The organism is Streptomyces sp. NBC_01446, from assembly GCF_026340095.1.
Taxonomy (GTDB): domain Bacteria; phylum Actinomycetota; class Actinomycetes; order Streptomycetales; family Streptomycetaceae; genus Streptomyces; species Streptomyces aureus.
Genome location: NZ_JAPEPO010000001.1, coordinates 1,070,256 through 1,086,482 on the forward strand (window position 1 = coordinate 1,070,256; position 16,227 = coordinate 1,086,482).

Annotated in this window: 11 protein-coding genes; 2 read left to right on the plus strand and 9 right to left on the minus strand. The window is 68.3% G+C overall.

Features of this window, described 5'->3' with window-relative positions; genetic code table 11:
• Positions 1-602 precede the first annotated feature (602 nt).
• From OG456_RS04860 to OG456_RS04900, 9 genes are all read right to left on the minus strand, one after another.
• Complete coding sequence (locus tag OG456_RS04860; protein ID WP_266557534.1) at positions 603-3,839, minus strand: hypothetical protein; 3,237 nt, start codon at positions 3,837-3,839, stop codon at positions 603-605.
• A gap of 53 nt (positions 3,840-3,892) precedes the next feature.
• Complete coding sequence (locus OG456_RS04865) at positions 3,893-4,276, minus strand: hypothetical protein (RefSeq protein WP_266557536.1); 384 nt, start codon at positions 4,274-4,276, stop codon at positions 3,893-3,895.
• A gap of 131 nt (positions 4,277-4,407) precedes the next feature.
• Positions 4,408-4,785: a hypothetical protein gene (locus OG456_RS04870; protein WP_266557538.1), complete on the minus strand. Its 378-nt coding sequence runs from the start codon at positions 4,783-4,785 to the stop codon at positions 4,408-4,410.
• Positions 4,782-7,232, minus strand: coding sequence for an AAA family ATPase (locus tag OG456_RS04875; RefSeq protein ID WP_266557540.1), 2,451 nt, complete (start codon positions 7,230-7,232; stop codon positions 4,782-4,784). Before OG456_RS04875 ends, OG456_RS04870 begins: the two co-directional genes overlap by 4 nt.
• A gap of 184 nt (positions 7,233-7,416) precedes the next feature.
• Entirely contained in the window at positions 7,417-7,674 is a 258-nt protein-coding gene (locus tag OG456_RS04880) for a hypothetical protein (protein WP_266557542.1), read from the minus strand.
• A 596-nt stretch (positions 7,675-8,270) separates the two neighbouring features.
• Positions 8,271-8,681, minus strand: a complete 411-nt coding sequence (locus OG456_RS04885) for a hypothetical protein (protein ID WP_266557544.1) — start codon at positions 8,679-8,681, stop codon at positions 8,271-8,273.
• Positions 8,682-8,777: 96 nt separating this feature from the next.
• A complete protein-coding gene (locus tag OG456_RS04890; protein WP_266557546.1) occupies positions 8,778-9,350 on the minus strand; it encodes a hypothetical protein in 573 nt (190 codons plus the stop codon).
• 65 nt (positions 9,351-9,415) lie between these two features.
• Positions 9,416-10,039 (minus strand): ribonuclease HI, encoded by a 624-nt coding sequence (locus OG456_RS04895; protein ID WP_266557548.1) that lies wholly within the window; start codon positions 10,037-10,039, stop codon positions 9,416-9,418.
• Positions 10,040-10,201: 162 nt separating this feature from the next.
• The gene (locus tag OG456_RS04900; protein ID WP_266557550.1) at positions 10,202-11,485 is read right to left on the minus strand and encodes a DNA sulfur modification protein DndB; all 1,284 of its coding nucleotides are present in this window, start codon (positions 11,483-11,485) and stop codon (positions 10,202-10,204) included.
• Positions 11,486-11,801: 316 nt separating this feature from the next.
• On the opposite strand from OG456_RS04900, the gene OG456_RS04905 reads away from it, so the two are divergent.
• Positions 11,802-14,024: an N-6 DNA methylase gene (locus OG456_RS04905; RefSeq protein WP_266557552.1), complete on the plus strand. Its 2,223-nt coding sequence runs from the start codon at positions 11,802-11,804 to the stop codon at positions 14,022-14,024.
• 91 nt (positions 14,025-14,115) lie between these two features.
• Positions 14,116-16,125, plus strand: a complete 2,010-nt coding sequence (locus OG456_RS04910) for a class I SAM-dependent DNA methyltransferase (protein ID WP_266557554.1) — start codon at positions 14,116-14,118, stop codon at positions 16,123-16,125.
• Positions 16,126-16,227: the final 102 nt, after the last annotated feature.

Below are 16,227 nucleotides of genomic sequence, written 5' to 3' on the forward strand. Positions count from 1 at the left end.
ACTCACCTCCACCTCGAAGGCGCGCTGAAGCTCTCATCGATCCGGTCGACTAATACGGCGAATCTCCTCCCGAGAGTCCGCCACTACCCGTCCTTCAACGCCCTTCCAGAGCAGCTACCGCGCCGTCGTCGAACTGGTCCGCACAAACGCGGATCTTCGGCATCTCGTCCGTTAAGTCGTCGAGGACGCCGCAGCATCCGGTGTCGTCTGGATCGAGCCTAATCCCAACCCCACCCACATACCTCCCGCCCTTGGACAGTCCGAGAACATACTCAGCCTGATAGTGGAGACCGAGCACTCGGTCGGCTTCCGATGCGGCGTCGCCTCGGCCTCAGCACGAGCCGCAGCCGCGCCGCGCACTTGGACCACGGCACCCGCGCGGCTGGCCGCCGCCCGCTCGAGCACGGTCGTAGTAGCCTTCGGGTTCGCCGGGGACGAGACCGCCTATCTCCTGGAGGCGTTCACGAGCCCCATTTCGATCGCTTGATCCGCTGGCCTCTTCGAGCTTTCAGCGAATGGGGGAAGATCGTCGCGTCCATCGGCGCAGGAAAGTGGGGAGGCTGGAGCAGCCAGGCGCGGCTGGTGATCGACATCCGCGACGCTCACCTGTGTCGCCACGCCTGCCGGAGCCTCAAAATCTCCTGCGCCCAGTGCACCTCCAGCTCATCGTCGGGAATGCGCGGGCGGCCGAGGCTGTGTCGGACGTGCGGATACAACCAGTGCTGCGAGGCATCCACACTTGCGATCAAGGTCGTCAACAGTGGTTCGTCGTGCGGAGTTCGATAGTCAACGGCGACGAGGAGCTCTCCTTGATCGTCAGGGTGCAGGTGAGGCAGCGCCTCCTGCATGCGCGCTCGGAGTGCGCCCCAGGTCAGAACTGACCCACCGGCACGGGCCGTGTCCACCAGCACGGCACGGACCGGGTCAGCCAACCGGTCGATGGCGGCGCGGGTAAGCCGGTCGGGCCCCGGCAACGACGGATTCCTTTTGGCGCGGGGAAGGTCCACAGCCGTGAGTGGCGACGCCGGCTTTGTAAGGGGCTGCGACTTGGCTCTCTGGTGGTTCAACCGGCTCCGCCAACGCCGCAACCGCGTCTCCTCTACGGACGGGAGGGGGCCAGTCAGGGCTCCCCGGAGTTCCTGAATGGCAGCGAGCACGTCGCTGATATCAGTTGTGGTTGCCGTGGCGCGGGCCGCATCGAGCCGCGCGAGCATCCGTCTGATCTGTTTGAGGGGAGGATCCGTTTCGGGACGGTTGGTGTGGTTCTGGCACCATACTTTCACTTCCTTCATGAAAGGCGTGAACGTCTCGCGGTCCTCGGGCGAGAGACGGAGCCCATACACAGGGCCGGCCAGTCGACGTGCGGCTTCAACAGATGCGAGGTCGCCGGTCTGCTGTGCTGTCCGCATCTCATCAACGAGCCAGTCGAACTCGGCGCGTGCCTCGGCGTGGGCCCCGTCCTGCTCCGCCGGGGGGCCACTCGGCGCGGCCTTCTGACCGCCCTGCGCCGCGCGCTCGGATGCAGCGCTCATCCGCTGCGTGAGGGCGTCGAACTCGTCTGAAAGGTCATTTGGCAGGGGCCCTGGGCAGCGGCGCTTGAGGATCTTGGCGTGGGCCAGTGCGCTGCGGAGCCTGGTCTGCTCCTCGGGGGCGCCCGGTTGGGGCAAGGTTTCGAAGACGGTACGCAGGGACTCCTGCGCTTCCTGTGCCTCGTGGTTCCTGATCCACTCACGCATCTCATCCTTCAGCGCCCTCAGTTGCAGTTTCGCTTGGAAAGAGAGACGGGCTTCGCGAAGGACGTCGGTCTCGCGCTTGAGGCGAGTTGCACTCGTGAGGTCTCCTGACGCCTTGGCTTCCGCGAAGAGTTCCGCGATGCGCGGCAGGTCCTGCGGTGTCCTTTCGGTGAGGCTTCTCGTGGCCCGCGGCGTGGCGGGAGAACCGCCCGGTGGATCCGTGCGAGCGGCAGTCGTGCTCGTTGGCGGGGTTGGGGTGGACGGGCGGGTCGTCGCTGAATCGGGCGCCTCGACAGGTGGACCAACCAGGCGATCGAGCTCGTCCAGCAGGCGGTCTCCGGTTTGGATCCATTGACGGAGGGCTCGGGCTTCCGTACGTGCTTCGGTGAAGCCCTTGACGTGGTCTTCCGCCCGGGGGATCGCCGTCGCAAGTCGCGCAGCGCGACGCCCGGTCGCTCGAGACCTAGTACTCGTCGCTTCTGCCAACTTCGAACGCAGCGCTTGGACATGCCGGTTGGCGGCACCCAACTCAACCCGGCTCGGTGGCTTCGCAGGGCCGGTATCTGCGGCGCGAGGGCTGGCGACACTCACGGCGACATGTTTGCCGTACGTCGCGTGCACTCGACGGATCGCGTCTGCGCTCCACCGCTGCAGTGCAGCATCCGACGCGGGGGCCACCACACCGAGTTGGCGTAGCGTCGTGCTCAGGTAAGGCAAGGCGCGCCGGGCTCCGGGCGCAAGGACCAATACACAGAGGGGTACGGCTCCTGCGGGTACGGGTCGGTCCGCCTCCAGAAGGAGGTTGCGGCGTGCGGAGTCTGAGAGGTTTGCCAGGCTGAGGCCGTGTTCTCGCGCGAGTTGCTTCCATGTCGTGGTGGTCTGCTGGGTCGCGACTCGTTCGAGTGCCTTGCGTAGGACGGCTGCCTGGCGGCTGCGCTTGGGCTGTGCGGGGGGCTCGTCACGCACATGCTTGGGAGCAACGGCGTCCTGGCGACGAGGTGCGTGTTCCGGGGCGCCAAGGGCGACGCTTGGGCGCCACAGTCCGGTGCGTTCCGCGTCAAGTCCGTTCAGCCGGTGGATCCCGTCTGAGCGGACGGCCCACGACGTGTCGGATGTTCCGATGGGGTCGGTTAGCAAGAGGCGGACCATGCCGGTCAGTTGGTAGACGTAATCATCGGCGGGTGGCGGAACATCGTTCGGCAGGGAGAGCAGGGCTCGAGCGATCCTGCTTCCGGAGGGTTTGAGATAACCCGCGTATAGGAGACGCCCATCGGCGGCCAGGGGGGAGTCCGCCGGCGCGTCCGTCTCTGTGTCGACGGCGAAGACAAGCTGCGCGCCTTGCAGGGAGAGGCTGGCAGGGAGGGGACTGTTGCGCATGCCGCCGCTGCGTATCTTCTTGGCAGCGCGTAGTTCGTCCAGGGTGGGGGTCACGATGCCGTCCGTGGTCAAACGGCAGGTGTCCAGTGGAGTCCATGAGACGGGGGAATCCGCGGTCACTGTCCCGATCAGGACACGGCGGTCGTTGCCGGACGTCTCACAGCGGACTCTCAGTGCGTAGCCCTGTCGGGCGACCATGTCCCGCGTGATCGCGCCTTCGGGGCCGAACACCCACTCAACATGCCCTTCGCGGGCCCCAAGACTTTCGGCGGCCTTGCGCCAGCGGCGGTAGTCCTCGGGGCGAAGTTCGAAGCGCAGATGTTGTCCCGTGGCTCGGAGCCAGAAGTCCACGGCGTCGCCAGGTCCTGTACCGAGGCTGCGGAGGTCGGCCTGCGCAGCATGCCCCTGACCGATCAGCCATTCCTTGACATGCTGCTTGATGAACAAATGATCGGCGCTGTCGACACCGTTGGACGTCCGGTGGCACGGCGCGACGGTGCCCGTACGGTCGGGATAGTGGGAGAAGTGGCAGACCTTGGTCTCGTAGCGCTTGGTCATCAGCTTCTCGCCGCAGCCACCAAGCAGCGTTCCGCACCAGAATCGGTCCGTCCCGTATTGACGGCGGAACTCGTCGAGGTTGTGCGGCTCTTCGGGCAGGATGACGGGGCGGTCCGAGTCCCGACCGCCCATCACGGCCGTTTGAACGAGCCGGGTGTCTATCTGGCGCACCTTCGTCCCTCCCATAACCGGCCCGAGGCACACTGGCCTCGAACTCGACAATTTCACCGAACTACGGCACCAGGACCGCAAGGTGTGCGACCGGCACACTTCTGCGCCAGCTGGGTGGTCCACAGCACGACGCCGGTGTCGCGGGTTTCCACATCGGAGACGACACGACGGCCGACGTACCAGGTATCCGGCTTCCCGTCCTGCCCATCCCGCGTGTCCACGCGGCTGATGACCAGCGACGCGTCACCGAGACCGGTGTCTTCCGCGGCCTTGTCTTCGGCGTCTTTCCGGTTGGCGACGCTGTCTTTGCCGCTTACGGAGGTCGAGGTGATGAAGTCGCCACTCAGTTCGGCCAGAGGCTTCTCGTCGCAGTCGTAGGCGCGGTCCACCGCCTTCTGCTCCTCGGCGATGATCTCGTCGCGTGTGGTGGTGCTCATGTACGTCCCCTCCCCCTGCGGCGCCGCGAGAGGCGCCGCGAGAGGCGCCGCGAGAGGCGCCGCGCGCCGGGCATACGCCCGGCCCCCGGCAAAAGACTTATCAGACACATTGGTCAGTTGTTAATACCGGGTCAGGGGGTCAATTCCTGTACCAGATTGCCGACTTCCGTCCGCCACGCGCGGACCTGATCCCGGGTGGGACCGATCTCGTACTGGTGGTAGTGGCACCCCAGGCAGAGGTGCGACCAGACGGCGTTGGTCCGGCGGGCGGTCGTCGCGGCGATGTAGCAGCGCAGGCAGAGCATCTTGGCCCGCATGGTGATGCCAGCGAGCCCCGGCATCGCTGCGTCGAGCGTGCGGTCGACGGCGATCTCCAGCGCCGTCCGCAGCGCGAGGGAGGCCCCGCGGTGCCGGCCGAGGGCCGCCGTCGCCCCGACGTTGGGGTCGGAGAGCAACAGGTCGGCCGTCAGCAGCAGCTCTTCGACGGAGGTGCTTGGGGTAGTCGTCACTTGGTCACCCCTGCCGTACGCACCTTCTGTGCGAGATCCTTGATCTCGTCCACGAAGCGGTGGGCATCGGCGATCCGCGCACCCGTGGCGTGGGCGCCGTTCTGGCACTGCTTGAGGAGGTCCACCGAACGCGGTCCGCAGCGGGTGCGGAGTTCCCGATACACATCGTCGGTGCGGTCGACGTCGCCGAAGAAGGCCAGCGCGGCCATCTTCATAAGCTTGTCGGCGTCGGCTACGGCGGCATGGAGATCATGCTCGGAGCCTCCGGAGCGGTGGTGCTGGACCCAGGCGGCCTCGACGAAGGCGTTCTCCAGGGCGATCCGGCACAGGCTGGGCAGGACATGGGTGCGTGCTGCCTCCGGCAGGTTTCTGGTGCTGGCAAGGGCCCTGGCGTCCCCGATTGCCTGGTGGACCGGGTCGGTCACCGGCTTGACGTGCACCTTGGACGACTTGCCCCGCTCCACCTCGAACACCGTGACCGGCAGCTCCTGGGTCGTGAAGGCGCGCTGGAGCCGGGTGTCGTGGGTGAACACGATCACCTGCCGGTGCTCGCCGAGCTCGTGCAGGACCTGGGCGAGTCCGTTGACCTTGGCGGGGTCCATGGACTGCACGGGGTCGTCGATGACGATGAAGCCGAACGGGCTGTCGGCGGTGGCGGCCCGGGGTAGGAACAGGGACAGCGCGAGAGAGTGCTGCTCTCCCTGGCTCATGACGCTCAGTGCCGAAGCCTCCTCGCCGTCGACGGTGACGTCCATGACGAGCTTGCGGACATTAGCCTTCTCGCTGCCCTGAAGAGTCACTGACTGGAGGTCGATGTCGCTCTCCTGGCGAAGCTTCTCCCAGATCCGCTGGGAGTGACCGGTGAAGCCCTCCATGCGCTTCTCCCGCAGCTCGGCGGAGAGCGCCTTGACCCAGGCGCGGGCCTTCCTGACGTGACTCAACTGGGGCTCGCCCTCCGCCGCGGCGCGGGCCTTCTCCGTCCAGCTCGCCAGGCGGGTGACGAGCTGACGCCACCGCTCGTCCCGCTTCTCCAGCTCCCTGGCGGCGTTGTCCTTCACCGCGGCGCAGGCATCGGCCAGGGTCAATGCAGTGTCGTGGACGCGCTGGGCGAGCTCACCCGGGTCGCTGACCGTCCGGCAGGCGAGCCAGGCGTTCCACGGATCGGTCAGGGCGACCGGGATCCGCTGGGGCGTCTGGACGAGGTCCTGCGCCGCCCGTGTCGCCGATCGCAGTTCGCTGCGGGCGTCCTCGGCCGTCTTCGCCTCCTGGCGAAGCAGGGCGATCTGAGCACTGGCGCCGGCAGCCCACGCGACGTCGAGGACCTGCTCCGTGCCGCAGACGGGGCAGGACCCTTCGTCGGGGTGGCGGTTGTTGTGGGCCAGTGCCTTCTCCAGGAGGTGGGCACGCTGCAGCGCGTCCTCGGCCCCGGTCAAGCGCACGTCCTCGACTCCGGCGAGCGCCTCGCGCAGCCGGTCCACCGCGGCCCCGACCTGCTCCAGGTCGGGTCCCTGCACGTCAGCCGCGGCGCGCAGCTCGGCGAGGAGGCCGTCGTCAGTAGCAGGCAGGCCCACCACCAGCCCCTCAAGAGTCTCGAAGTCGGGTCGACCTTTCGTCTCGATGGCTACGAGCGCCTGGACCGCACGTTCGTCGTCCTGCAGTGCGTACAGCGCGTCCTTGAGCTCCGGCACCTCGTTCTTCGCCGCCTTGAAGGCGTCACCCAGCGCCTTCTCCTGCTGCCCGAGGCGGTTGTACGCGGCGCTGATGTGCCCCAGTCCGAGGATCGTGGCGATGGAGTCGTACATCTGGGAGGGCTTGCCGCTGATCATGCGGCCGAGATCGACGTATGACAGGAAGGGGCGGTAGTCCGTGAGGGCCTGCTTCCAGTCCACCTGGTCGAGGGGGACCGTGCCGTGTTCGGGCCGCCGGAACGTGCCCGCGCAGTCGCCGATGTCGTTGCCGGACCAGGTGCGGGTGAGCGTGCTCAGGCCGTTGTCGCCCTCTGCCGCGAGCTTGACCTCGACTTCCGTCTTGGAACTCTCGTGCAGGTTCCGCCAGTTGCTGGTGCGCGTCGCGTCCTGTCCCAGCCATCGCGTGTTCGTCCCGGTGAACGCCGTCTCCACGGCCTCGGCGATGCTGGACTTGCCGGAGCCGTTGCGGCCCACGACGAGGGTGACACCCGGCCGGAGGCTGAGGTTGAGCCAGGCGCGGGGGCCGATGCCACGGAAGCCTTCCACGGAGACGGAGTCGAGGTAGATCCGGCCGACGGAGGACAGCCCTTCGGCCTCCCCCTCGCCCAGAGCGTCCTTGAGGAGCACCTTCACCGGCTCGCTGAGGACCGCCTCCGCGAGGCGGGCCTCTACCAGTTCGGCTACGGGCATGGACGGGGCGGTCTGGGGCGGCTGGGTGGAATGGTGCGCGGTGTGCTGGGGCTGTTCCTTCTCGGTCATGAGGTGCTCCGGGGTGGGCGCGGGAAACATGGAAGAGCCCGGGGGCCGGGCCGAAGGCGGGGCAGGTTCACCGGACCCCCGGCCGGCAGTGGGGAGAAAGGCGGCCCGAGGGCGTCGGTACTCGGTGAGGGCGCCGGTGGCCTACAGCGTGACCAGGCGCGGGAGTTCGGTGGGCGGGACGGTGTCACGCGCGAAGTGCGGGCCGAGCTCGCGAGAGGGTCGGCGGCCTCGTTGAGGGGTGCCGCGCCCGATGCGCCCACGTGACCTGCCGGTCGGCGCGAGCGCCGCCGGTCAGGGCGCGGGGGTCGGTCTTGGCGATGTCGTCGACGTTGGTCAGGCAGGCTTTCATGAAGGCGTCACGGTGGATGGTGCCGCCGCTGGGCTCCTGGGAGATCTGGGCGTACTCCTGCGAGCAGGTGCTGTCGCTCGCGGTGTAGGTCATGCTGCCGTCGTCGACGTACACGCCCCCGATATCGCGCCGGAGGCATAGGCGCCGAGAAGTGTTGAGCGGCCGAAGACAGGCTTGTCCACAGTCTTGGTGACCGTATGGGTGATGACCTTGGGCGGGCGAGACTCGGCCTGATGGGCGCGGTGGTCGGCAGTAGCCGCCTGGCGGCGGGCGGTGGCGAGCGCAGAGTGGGTACTGACGTGGTCCACCGTGGCCGCGGGGACGGACAGGGCGTCAACCCGCAGGCGGCAATGGCAATGACGTTGGCTCGGTTCACGGTTGTCCTTCAGGTAAGGAATCGGAGGGTGAAAACCACGCAGCAGGTCGTGGCCGGGGCGGCGCGGAGGCGGCGGAGCATCGCCTCGCCGCCGCACTCGAAGGCGTACTGACCCGCTCGGGCAGCCAGTCAGCCGGCGTTGGTGTCGGTCCACTTGCCGCTGAAGAATGAGCTGCCGCCGCGCCACCGTCACCTCCCTGAGCGGGAAGGTACGGATTTCAGACGGTGGCGGATCTTGGGGGCTGCAATTCGCCCGGACACGACGGGCCCCGCTCGCGGCTGTGCGCGGGGCGGCCTCCTCGGTGCGGGCTGGTTAGTATGCGCCGCTGTCCCGTAGCTCACTCACGACCTGCGCCCGCAGTTCCGGGCAGTACGCCTTCACGCCCATCAACAGCAGTTCGTTCGCCTCTTGCTTCTGCGTGCCCCAGTCCGGTCCGTACGGGTACAGACCGCCCTCGTCGAACATCCACTGCACGCTGTGCCCCTCGCCCAGAGCGTCGCACCACTCCTGTGGAAAGTCGATGAGGTCACCGTCGGATGGCTGTCGCTCGGCCCAGCTGCGCCACGACGCAAGGTGCACGGCGTCGAGGAACTTGACTTCCTTGCTGACACTCGGCGACGCCTTCGGCTTGGCAGGCGTCTTGTCGTCGCTGGTACTGCCACAGGCAGCAAGCGAAGCGAGCACGGCAGCGGCGAGTATCACGGTATTGGTGATGCGGCGCATCGTGTCCCCCAGGGTGTGTGAAGTCGGTACGGGGCGTGCACGGTTGAACGAACCAAGGCCCACCGTCACGGGTCGGCGGGGCCTTGGTCGAAGAGATCAGTAGTTGGCGTTGGCGATGAGGTCGCCATCCTGGCCGTAGACGCTGACGAGCCCGTTCTTGGACTCGTAGCAGGACGTGAACGCAGAGGCGATGAGCTTCGCGTCCCCCTGGTTGTCGCTCATGAGCCCGCCACTGAAGTCGGTGTAGACCTCAGCCGAGTCCAGGATGTCGTTCCGCTTGTCCGCGCCGGTCACCTTCGTCACGTGCTGGACGGCCTTCTTCTCCGTGGCCGTGCCGGACTTGGCGACGCAGGCCTTGAACTGCTCCGCCTGCGTCTTCGTCTTCTGCGCGGGCGTCGCCTCGGCCTTGTCGGACTCCGGCGTGCGGCCGGCGGCGACGGCCTTGTCCTTGGCGCCGGTGTCGGTGGAGTCGCCGTTTCCGCTGCCGGCCGCGGCGGCGATGCCGATCAGAACGAAGAGGGCAACGACGCCGAGGCAGCCGAAGCCGACGATCTTTCCTGCCTTCGACTTCTTCGGCGGCTGCGGCTGGAACGGCGGAGTGCCGTAGCCCTGCTGCTGCGGGCCGCCCCAACCGGGCTGGGGCTGCTGCGGGTACTGCTGCTGGCTCATGGTCCCCCCCAGGGGATGTAGATGCACCTTGCGGGTGCGTGTGACTTGTGAAGCTGGAATGTGCGTCAGGCGGCCCAGGCGGCGAGGGCGCCTGTAGCCCACAGCGGGACCAAGCGCGGGAGTTCGGTGCGCGGGACGGTGCCGCGCACGCAGCGCAGGCCTAGCTTGGCCAGGGAGTCGGCGGCCTCGTTGAGAGGGTGACCGGCGTGGGCCTTCTCATGGACGAAGGTCAAGTGAGGGGTGTACTCAGCAAACAACTGCAGCTTGACCAGGCTGGGCCGGCGGCCCTGGGAGCGCAGGTGGGTGTCGTAGCCCTCGGGCATGTCCGTCCCGCCCTGCTGCCAGCTGTGCAAGTGCCGCAGCGCCTGCAGGTTGTCCACGCGGACCTCGATGGGTCGGCCGGGGTGCGCGTGGAGGACCGCCTTGAGACCCCAGTACACGGCGCGCAGTTCGGTGACGACCACGCGGGAGCGGGGTCGTACGAGGTGCTTCGGGTAGAGGTGGGCGCGCAGACCGGTGTGGCCGGTGGTGGCGAGGTAGCCGGAGGCCACCCGGTCCGGGCCGACCGAGGCGTCCGTGGCCAGCACGATCGGCCCGGCGACGGCCTTGACCTTTTCGTTCACGCACACCTGGCGGCAAGCGGACGTGGCGGGGCGCGGTGCGTGGGCGAGGGGAGAACGACGACCCATGACAGTTGTTGCCTCCTTGTCTTCGCGACGGGACAGCGGGAAAGAGGGCGCGCGGCGCGTGACGCCCGCCGAGCTTGGCCGTGTGGGTCAGGCGCCATCACTGCGTTGCAATGACCCCTGGAATCTGCCAGATTGCGGAGGGGCTCCGGTGGTGCTGGTGGGTCAGATGGCAGCCGGGGCCTTCTTGTACCAGTCCGTGATCACCTTGGTCAGGTGCACGACGTTCTGCTGACGCATGATCGGGGCGGAGGCCTTCGGCTCGAAGTCCTCGTTCGCGTCCGTGGTGCGCCAGATGCTGTCCTCGGTGACGGGGGCGGTCATGTGCTGGTCGAGCCGCTTGAAGAACTCCTGGATGTCACCGTCCTCGGCTCCGTCCTCCTTCAGGTTGCGGTAGACGCCGCCCAGGACGCGGAGCATGCCCACCGAGCCCAGAAGCGAGGACTCGCGCAGCCTCATGGCCTTGGTGGGGGGAGCCGGCGGCTCGTTCTTCTTCTTGACGGAGAGCGAGGGATCGTAGTTGTCCACGTCCTCCTCAGTGATCTCCGCGAGCGCGGTGAAAGCAATGGAGATGACATCCAAGAAGCCGCGGACGCTCTCGATGACCTCGTTGTCGGTCAGCGACTCGACCTTCTTGCTGACACGGCCACCGGGACCGGCGATGACGGCCCGCGTGATGTCGGCGACGTGCTTGGCGCCCATCAGGTTGCGGTTGATCAGGGTCATCCGGTCCCGCTCGATGTCGACCTTGCCCAGGAAGAGGGGGTGGACGACGATGTCGCTGAGCGTGCGGTTGGCGATGCGCGAGGTGTCGAAGCGGGCCCGGACGGCACCGGAGATCCCCTTGGCGTTGTCCGCGACGTCGACGAACATCTGCTGGCCGCTGACGCCGTCGGGCTCCACGTAGATGTCAATGCCGACGAACTCGTCCTTGAGTCGCTGCATTCGGCCGATCAGCGCCTCGCGGTCTTGCTCCAGCTTCGTCTTCTTGGCCTCGTTGGCGCGGTGGATCTCCCGGTCGATGCGGGAGACCTCGTCCGTGATGCGCTTCTTCTCCAGGTGGACCCCGAGGATGCGGTGCTGGCCGTCGATCGTGATCAGGCGTCCGATGCCGCCGATGGACCACGGGACGGTGAGGTAGCCGACCGAGCCGTCTTCGCTGATCGGCTCGAAGCGGCAGCCGCCGGTGTCGCGGATGAGGAGGGCCGGAGCCACCCACCTGGGGTTGTCGGCGAGGTACTGGCCGAAGCCCTTGGCGTGGGTGATGTCCACCTTGCGGTTGTCCGGGTCCGGCTTGGCGGGGTCCGGGATGGTGAGGATGACCGAGAGGTCGGCGAGCGGAATGCGCGTCGTGTAGACGGTCCGGCCGCCCTGGCTGGTGCGGATCGCCAGGTAAGTGGACTCCTCACGCACCAGGGAGAGGCGCGAGGAGTCGACAGTGATGGTCATGGCTGACTTCCTTTCCGAGCAGGTAGCCCTCGGGGGGCAGCGGGAGAGAGGACAGGCGGCGCGTGACGCCCGTTGGGATCGGCAGGGGTCTGACGAGATCGGATGCGCGGCGCGGACTCAGCAGAGCGCCTCGGGCCGCCGCTTCCACTCGGAAGCAGAACTAGATAAGCACGACACTGAAAGCATCGTCAAACAGCTTGTCAGACTTGACGACCGCTGTAATGTGTTAACCGTCCACTATCCGACTGGCCCGAGAGGTGCGGAACCCCACGCCATGCCCCAGCAGCCACCAGCCCAACTGGCGCCCTCAGCGCACGTGACAGCCGCCGAGATCTCCCGCATCGCAGGGGTCACGCGCGCCACTGTCAGCAATTGGCGGCGCCGCCACGACGACTTCCCGGCCCCCAGCGGAGGCACGGAAACCAGCCCGCTCTACGACCTGCCGGCCGTCCAGGCATGGCTGCGGGGACGCGGGCACACCTCCACCGCCTCGCCGACCGAGGAGCTGCGTACGGCGCTACGGCTACTGGGACCCGGCTCGGGTGTGGCCGCGCGACTGTTCCCGCTGGTGGCTGCCGCGTCCCGCCGCACGCCGGAGGAGCTGTCCGAACTCGCCACCGTGCCCGACGACCAGCTGATCGCCCGCGCGGAGAAGGCCGCAGCCCAGCTCCCCGCAGCTGTGCCCGAGGCCGAGCCGGTCCGCTACGGACCGAACGATGCGGGCGCGGTCCGCGCGCTGCTGGGTTGCGTCCGTGAGGTGGGGGCACAGGCCGCCGTCAACGTCCTCGCCGAACGCGAACTGGACGAGGGCGCCGCCAGTGGCGTCTACCAGACCCCGGAGGGCCTGGCCCTGCTCATGGCACGGCTCCTGCCCGCCGGCACGTCCCGCGTCCTCGACCCTGCCTGCGGCAGCGGCACGCTCCTCACCGCCGCCGCCCGGCAGGGCGCACAGGAGCTGTTCGGGCAGGACTCGCTCCCCGTCCAGGGCCAGCGCACCGCGGTCCGGCTGCTGCTAGCCGCGCCCGAGGCCGAGACGGCGATCCGCGTCGGCGACAGCCTGCGCGCCGACGCCTTCCCCGACGTCACGGTGGACGCCGTCCTGTGCAACCCGCCGTTCGGCGACCGCGATTGGGGTCATGACGAGCTGGCCTACGACCCGAGGTGGGCGTACGGACTCCCGCCGCGCTTCGAATCCGAACTGGCCTGGGTGCAGCACGCCCTCGCGCACCTGGAGCCCGGCGGCCACGCGGTCATGCTGCTGCCGCCCGCTCTCGCCTTCCGCTCCTCCGGCCGCCGCATCCGCGCGGAACTCATCCGCAGCGGGGCCCTGCGCGCCGTCGTCTCACTTCCGGCGCGTGCCGCGTATCCGCTCCACATCGGCCTGCAGGTCTGGGTGTTCCAACGCCCCGAGCCGGGCGGCACGGATCGTACGACGGTGCTGTTCGTCGACGGGGAGGGCGAGCAGCGGGACGGCGCCACGGGCACGCCGTCCGCCACCGATACGGCCACGGCCGGCGCCGGCGCCCGCGGTGGCTCGCGCCCTCGCCGATCCGGCTCCTCCTCTTCCGCCGCCTCCTCTGCCCCTGCCTCTTCCACCTCCGTCTCCTCCTTCGACTGGGCGGGACTGACCGACCGGGTCCTCGGCCAGTGGGCCGCGTTCACCACCGCCCCCGACACCTACGCCGACGAGCCCGGCGTCGCCCGCGCGGTGCCGCTCGTCGACCTCCTCGACGACGTCGTCGACGTCACCCCGGCCCGCCATGTGCGGGCGACCGCAGCCGACATCGACCCAGCCGCCCTGGCCGGGCGCGTCCACGACCTGCACAGGCAACTGGCCGAGCAGGTCGCCGCCCTGGCGGCCGCCTCCGCGTCCGGCGGGTGGCAGCCGTCCGGGGCGTCAGCCCGCGAGTGGCGTACGGCGACCGTCTCCGACCTGGCCCGCGGCGGGGCACTGACCGTGGTGCGGGCGGCGGCGCCCGGCACACGAGGCTCCAAGGGCCCCGCCGCCCCCACCGTGGACCGGCCGGTCCTCACCGCCCACGACATCTCCGCCGGAAACTCCCCGTCCAGCACGGCCGTTGACATCCACGCGGACGCCGCGCAACCCGTCGCCGCCGGGGACGTCCTCGTACGCGCCGTCGCGGGCGGCGGCGACGCGGCCGCGATGACCCGGGTCGCGGACGACCAGGACGCCGAAGCACTGCTCGGTCCACACATCCACCTCCTGCGCCCCGACCCGGCCCGCCTCGACCCATGGTTCCTCGCCGGGTTCCTCGGCGCCGAGGACAACATCGCCTCCGCGTCCACCGGCAGCACCCATGTGCACGTCACACCGGGCCGCCTGCGCGTACCACTGCTGCCCCTGGAGGAGCAGAGGCGCTACGGGGAGGCCTTCCGCCGCGTGTACGAGTTGCGCGCGGCCGTCCGTCGAACCGCCAACCTCGCCGCCGACACCGCGGCCACCCTGACCACCGGCCTCACCGCCGGCGTACTCCTGCCACCGGACACCCCGGACACCCCGGACAGCCGTTCCGCCTGAAACGCCCAACGCGTCCCACCACACACGACCACACTGGATCCCCTGCCGTCCAACGCCCGGACGGCACTCTTCGAAAGGAAGCCGGGACCTCTTGAACAGCAGCAAGCACACGGAGCTGGCGAACCACGCCTGGTCCGTCGCCGATCTCCTGCGCGGCGACTACAAGCAGTCCGACTACGGCAAGGTCATCCTGCCGCTCACCGTGCTGCGCCGCCTGGAGTGCGTCCTGGAACCGACGCGCGAGAGGGTCGTCGAGACCGTCGCCAAGTTCGACGGCCAGGAGATCGACACCGACCACTTCCTGCGCCGCGCCTCGGGCCACGCCTTCTACAACACGAGCGAGCTCAGGCTCAAGAACATCGCGGGCGACCCGCAGAACGCGGCGAAGAACCTTCAGATCTACGTCGGCGCCTTCTCCGAGAACGCCCGTGAGGTCCTCGACAAGTACGACTTCCAGCAGCAGGTGAAGAAGCTGGACGAGGCGAACCTGCTCTATCGAGTCATCGGCAAGTTCACGGACCTCGACCTGACCCCCAAGACCGTGCCCAACCACAACATGGGTTACATCTTCGAGGAGTTGATCCGACGCTTCTCGGAGCAGTCGAACGAGACGGCCGGTGAGCACTTCACCCCGCGCGAGGTCATCAAGCTGATGGTCGAGCTCCTCGTCGCCCCCGATGCTGACGTCCTCACCATGCCGGGCGCCGTCCGCACGGTCCTGGACCCTGCCTGCGGCACTGGCGGCATGCTCAGCGCGATGGACGACCATATCGAGGGCGAGAACGAGCACGCGACGGTCGAGGTGTACGGGCAGGAGCTCAACCCCGAGTCCTGGGCGATCTGCCGGTCCGACCTCATGATCAAGGGTCAGGACCCGGAGAACATCGCCTTCGGCAACTCCTTCAGCGACGACGGCCACGCCCGCCGGAAGTTCGACTACATCCTCGCCAACCCGCCGTTCGGCGTGGAGTGGAAGAAGGTCAAGGAGGAGGTCGAGTACGAGCACAGGTCGCTCGGCGACGCCGGCCGCTTCGGCGCGGGCCTGCCGCGCATCAACGACGGTTCGCTGCTCTTCCTCCAGCACATGATCTCGAAGATGAAGCCGGTGGACGTGAACGGCGGGGGCGGCTCCCGCATCGCCATCGTCTTCAACGGCTCCCCGCTCTTCACGGGCGCGGCCGAGTCCGGCGAGTCCAACATCCGCCGCTGGATCCTGGAGAACGACTGGCTGGAGGCGGTCGTCGCCCTCCCGGACCAGCTCTTCTACAACACCGGCATCTCCACGTACTTCTGGATCCTCACCAACCGCAAGGACGCCGACCACAAGGGCAAGGTCGTGCTGCTCGACGCACGCGACCAGTGGCTGAAGATGCGCAAGTCGCTGGGCGACAAGCGCAAGGAGCTCGGCGACGGGAAGAACGGCCGCCCCAACCACATCGGCGACATCACCCGGCTGTACGCGGAGGCCGTCCAGGTCGCGCAGGACCCCGAGCACCCGCTGCACGGCAAGGTCAAGGTCTTGGCCAACGAGGACTTCGGCTACCAGCGCATCACCGTAGAACGCCCCCTGAAGCTGCGCTTCGAGGTGACGGAGGAGACGTTGGCGGCGCTGGCGGAGGCCAAGCCGGTGGCGAAACTGGAGCGGAGTGAGGAGTTCGTCGCGGCTGTGCGTACGCTGCTTGGTTCGTCCTGGACGACGAAGTCCGAGGCGTTCATCGCGCTCAAGGACGCGGTGGTCGCGGCCGGCCTGACCTGGCCGCCGGGTGCGCCGTTCGCGAAGACGGTGCGAGAGACGATCGGCATCCGGGACCCGGAGGGCGAGGTCCAGAAGGTCAAGGGCGCGCCGGAACCGGATGCGGACCACCGCGACTACGAGAACGTGCCGCTCGGCGAGGACGTCGAGGACTACCTCAAGCGCGAAGTGCTGCCGCACGTACCGGACGCGTGGATCGACCACGCAAAGACCAAGATCGGCTACGAGATCCCGTTCACGCGGCACTTCTACGTGTACAAGCCGCCGAGGCCGCTGGCGGAGATTGACGCGGAGTTGAAGTCGCTGGAGGCTGAAATTCACGCGCTGTTGGGTGAGGTGACGGAATAATGTCTCCCTACCCTACGGTCAAGCTAGGACGCGTTGCCCGGATCATCAGCGGGGTGGGATTCCCTCACCCCTACCAAGGGCGGGAATCTGGGGAGCACCCGT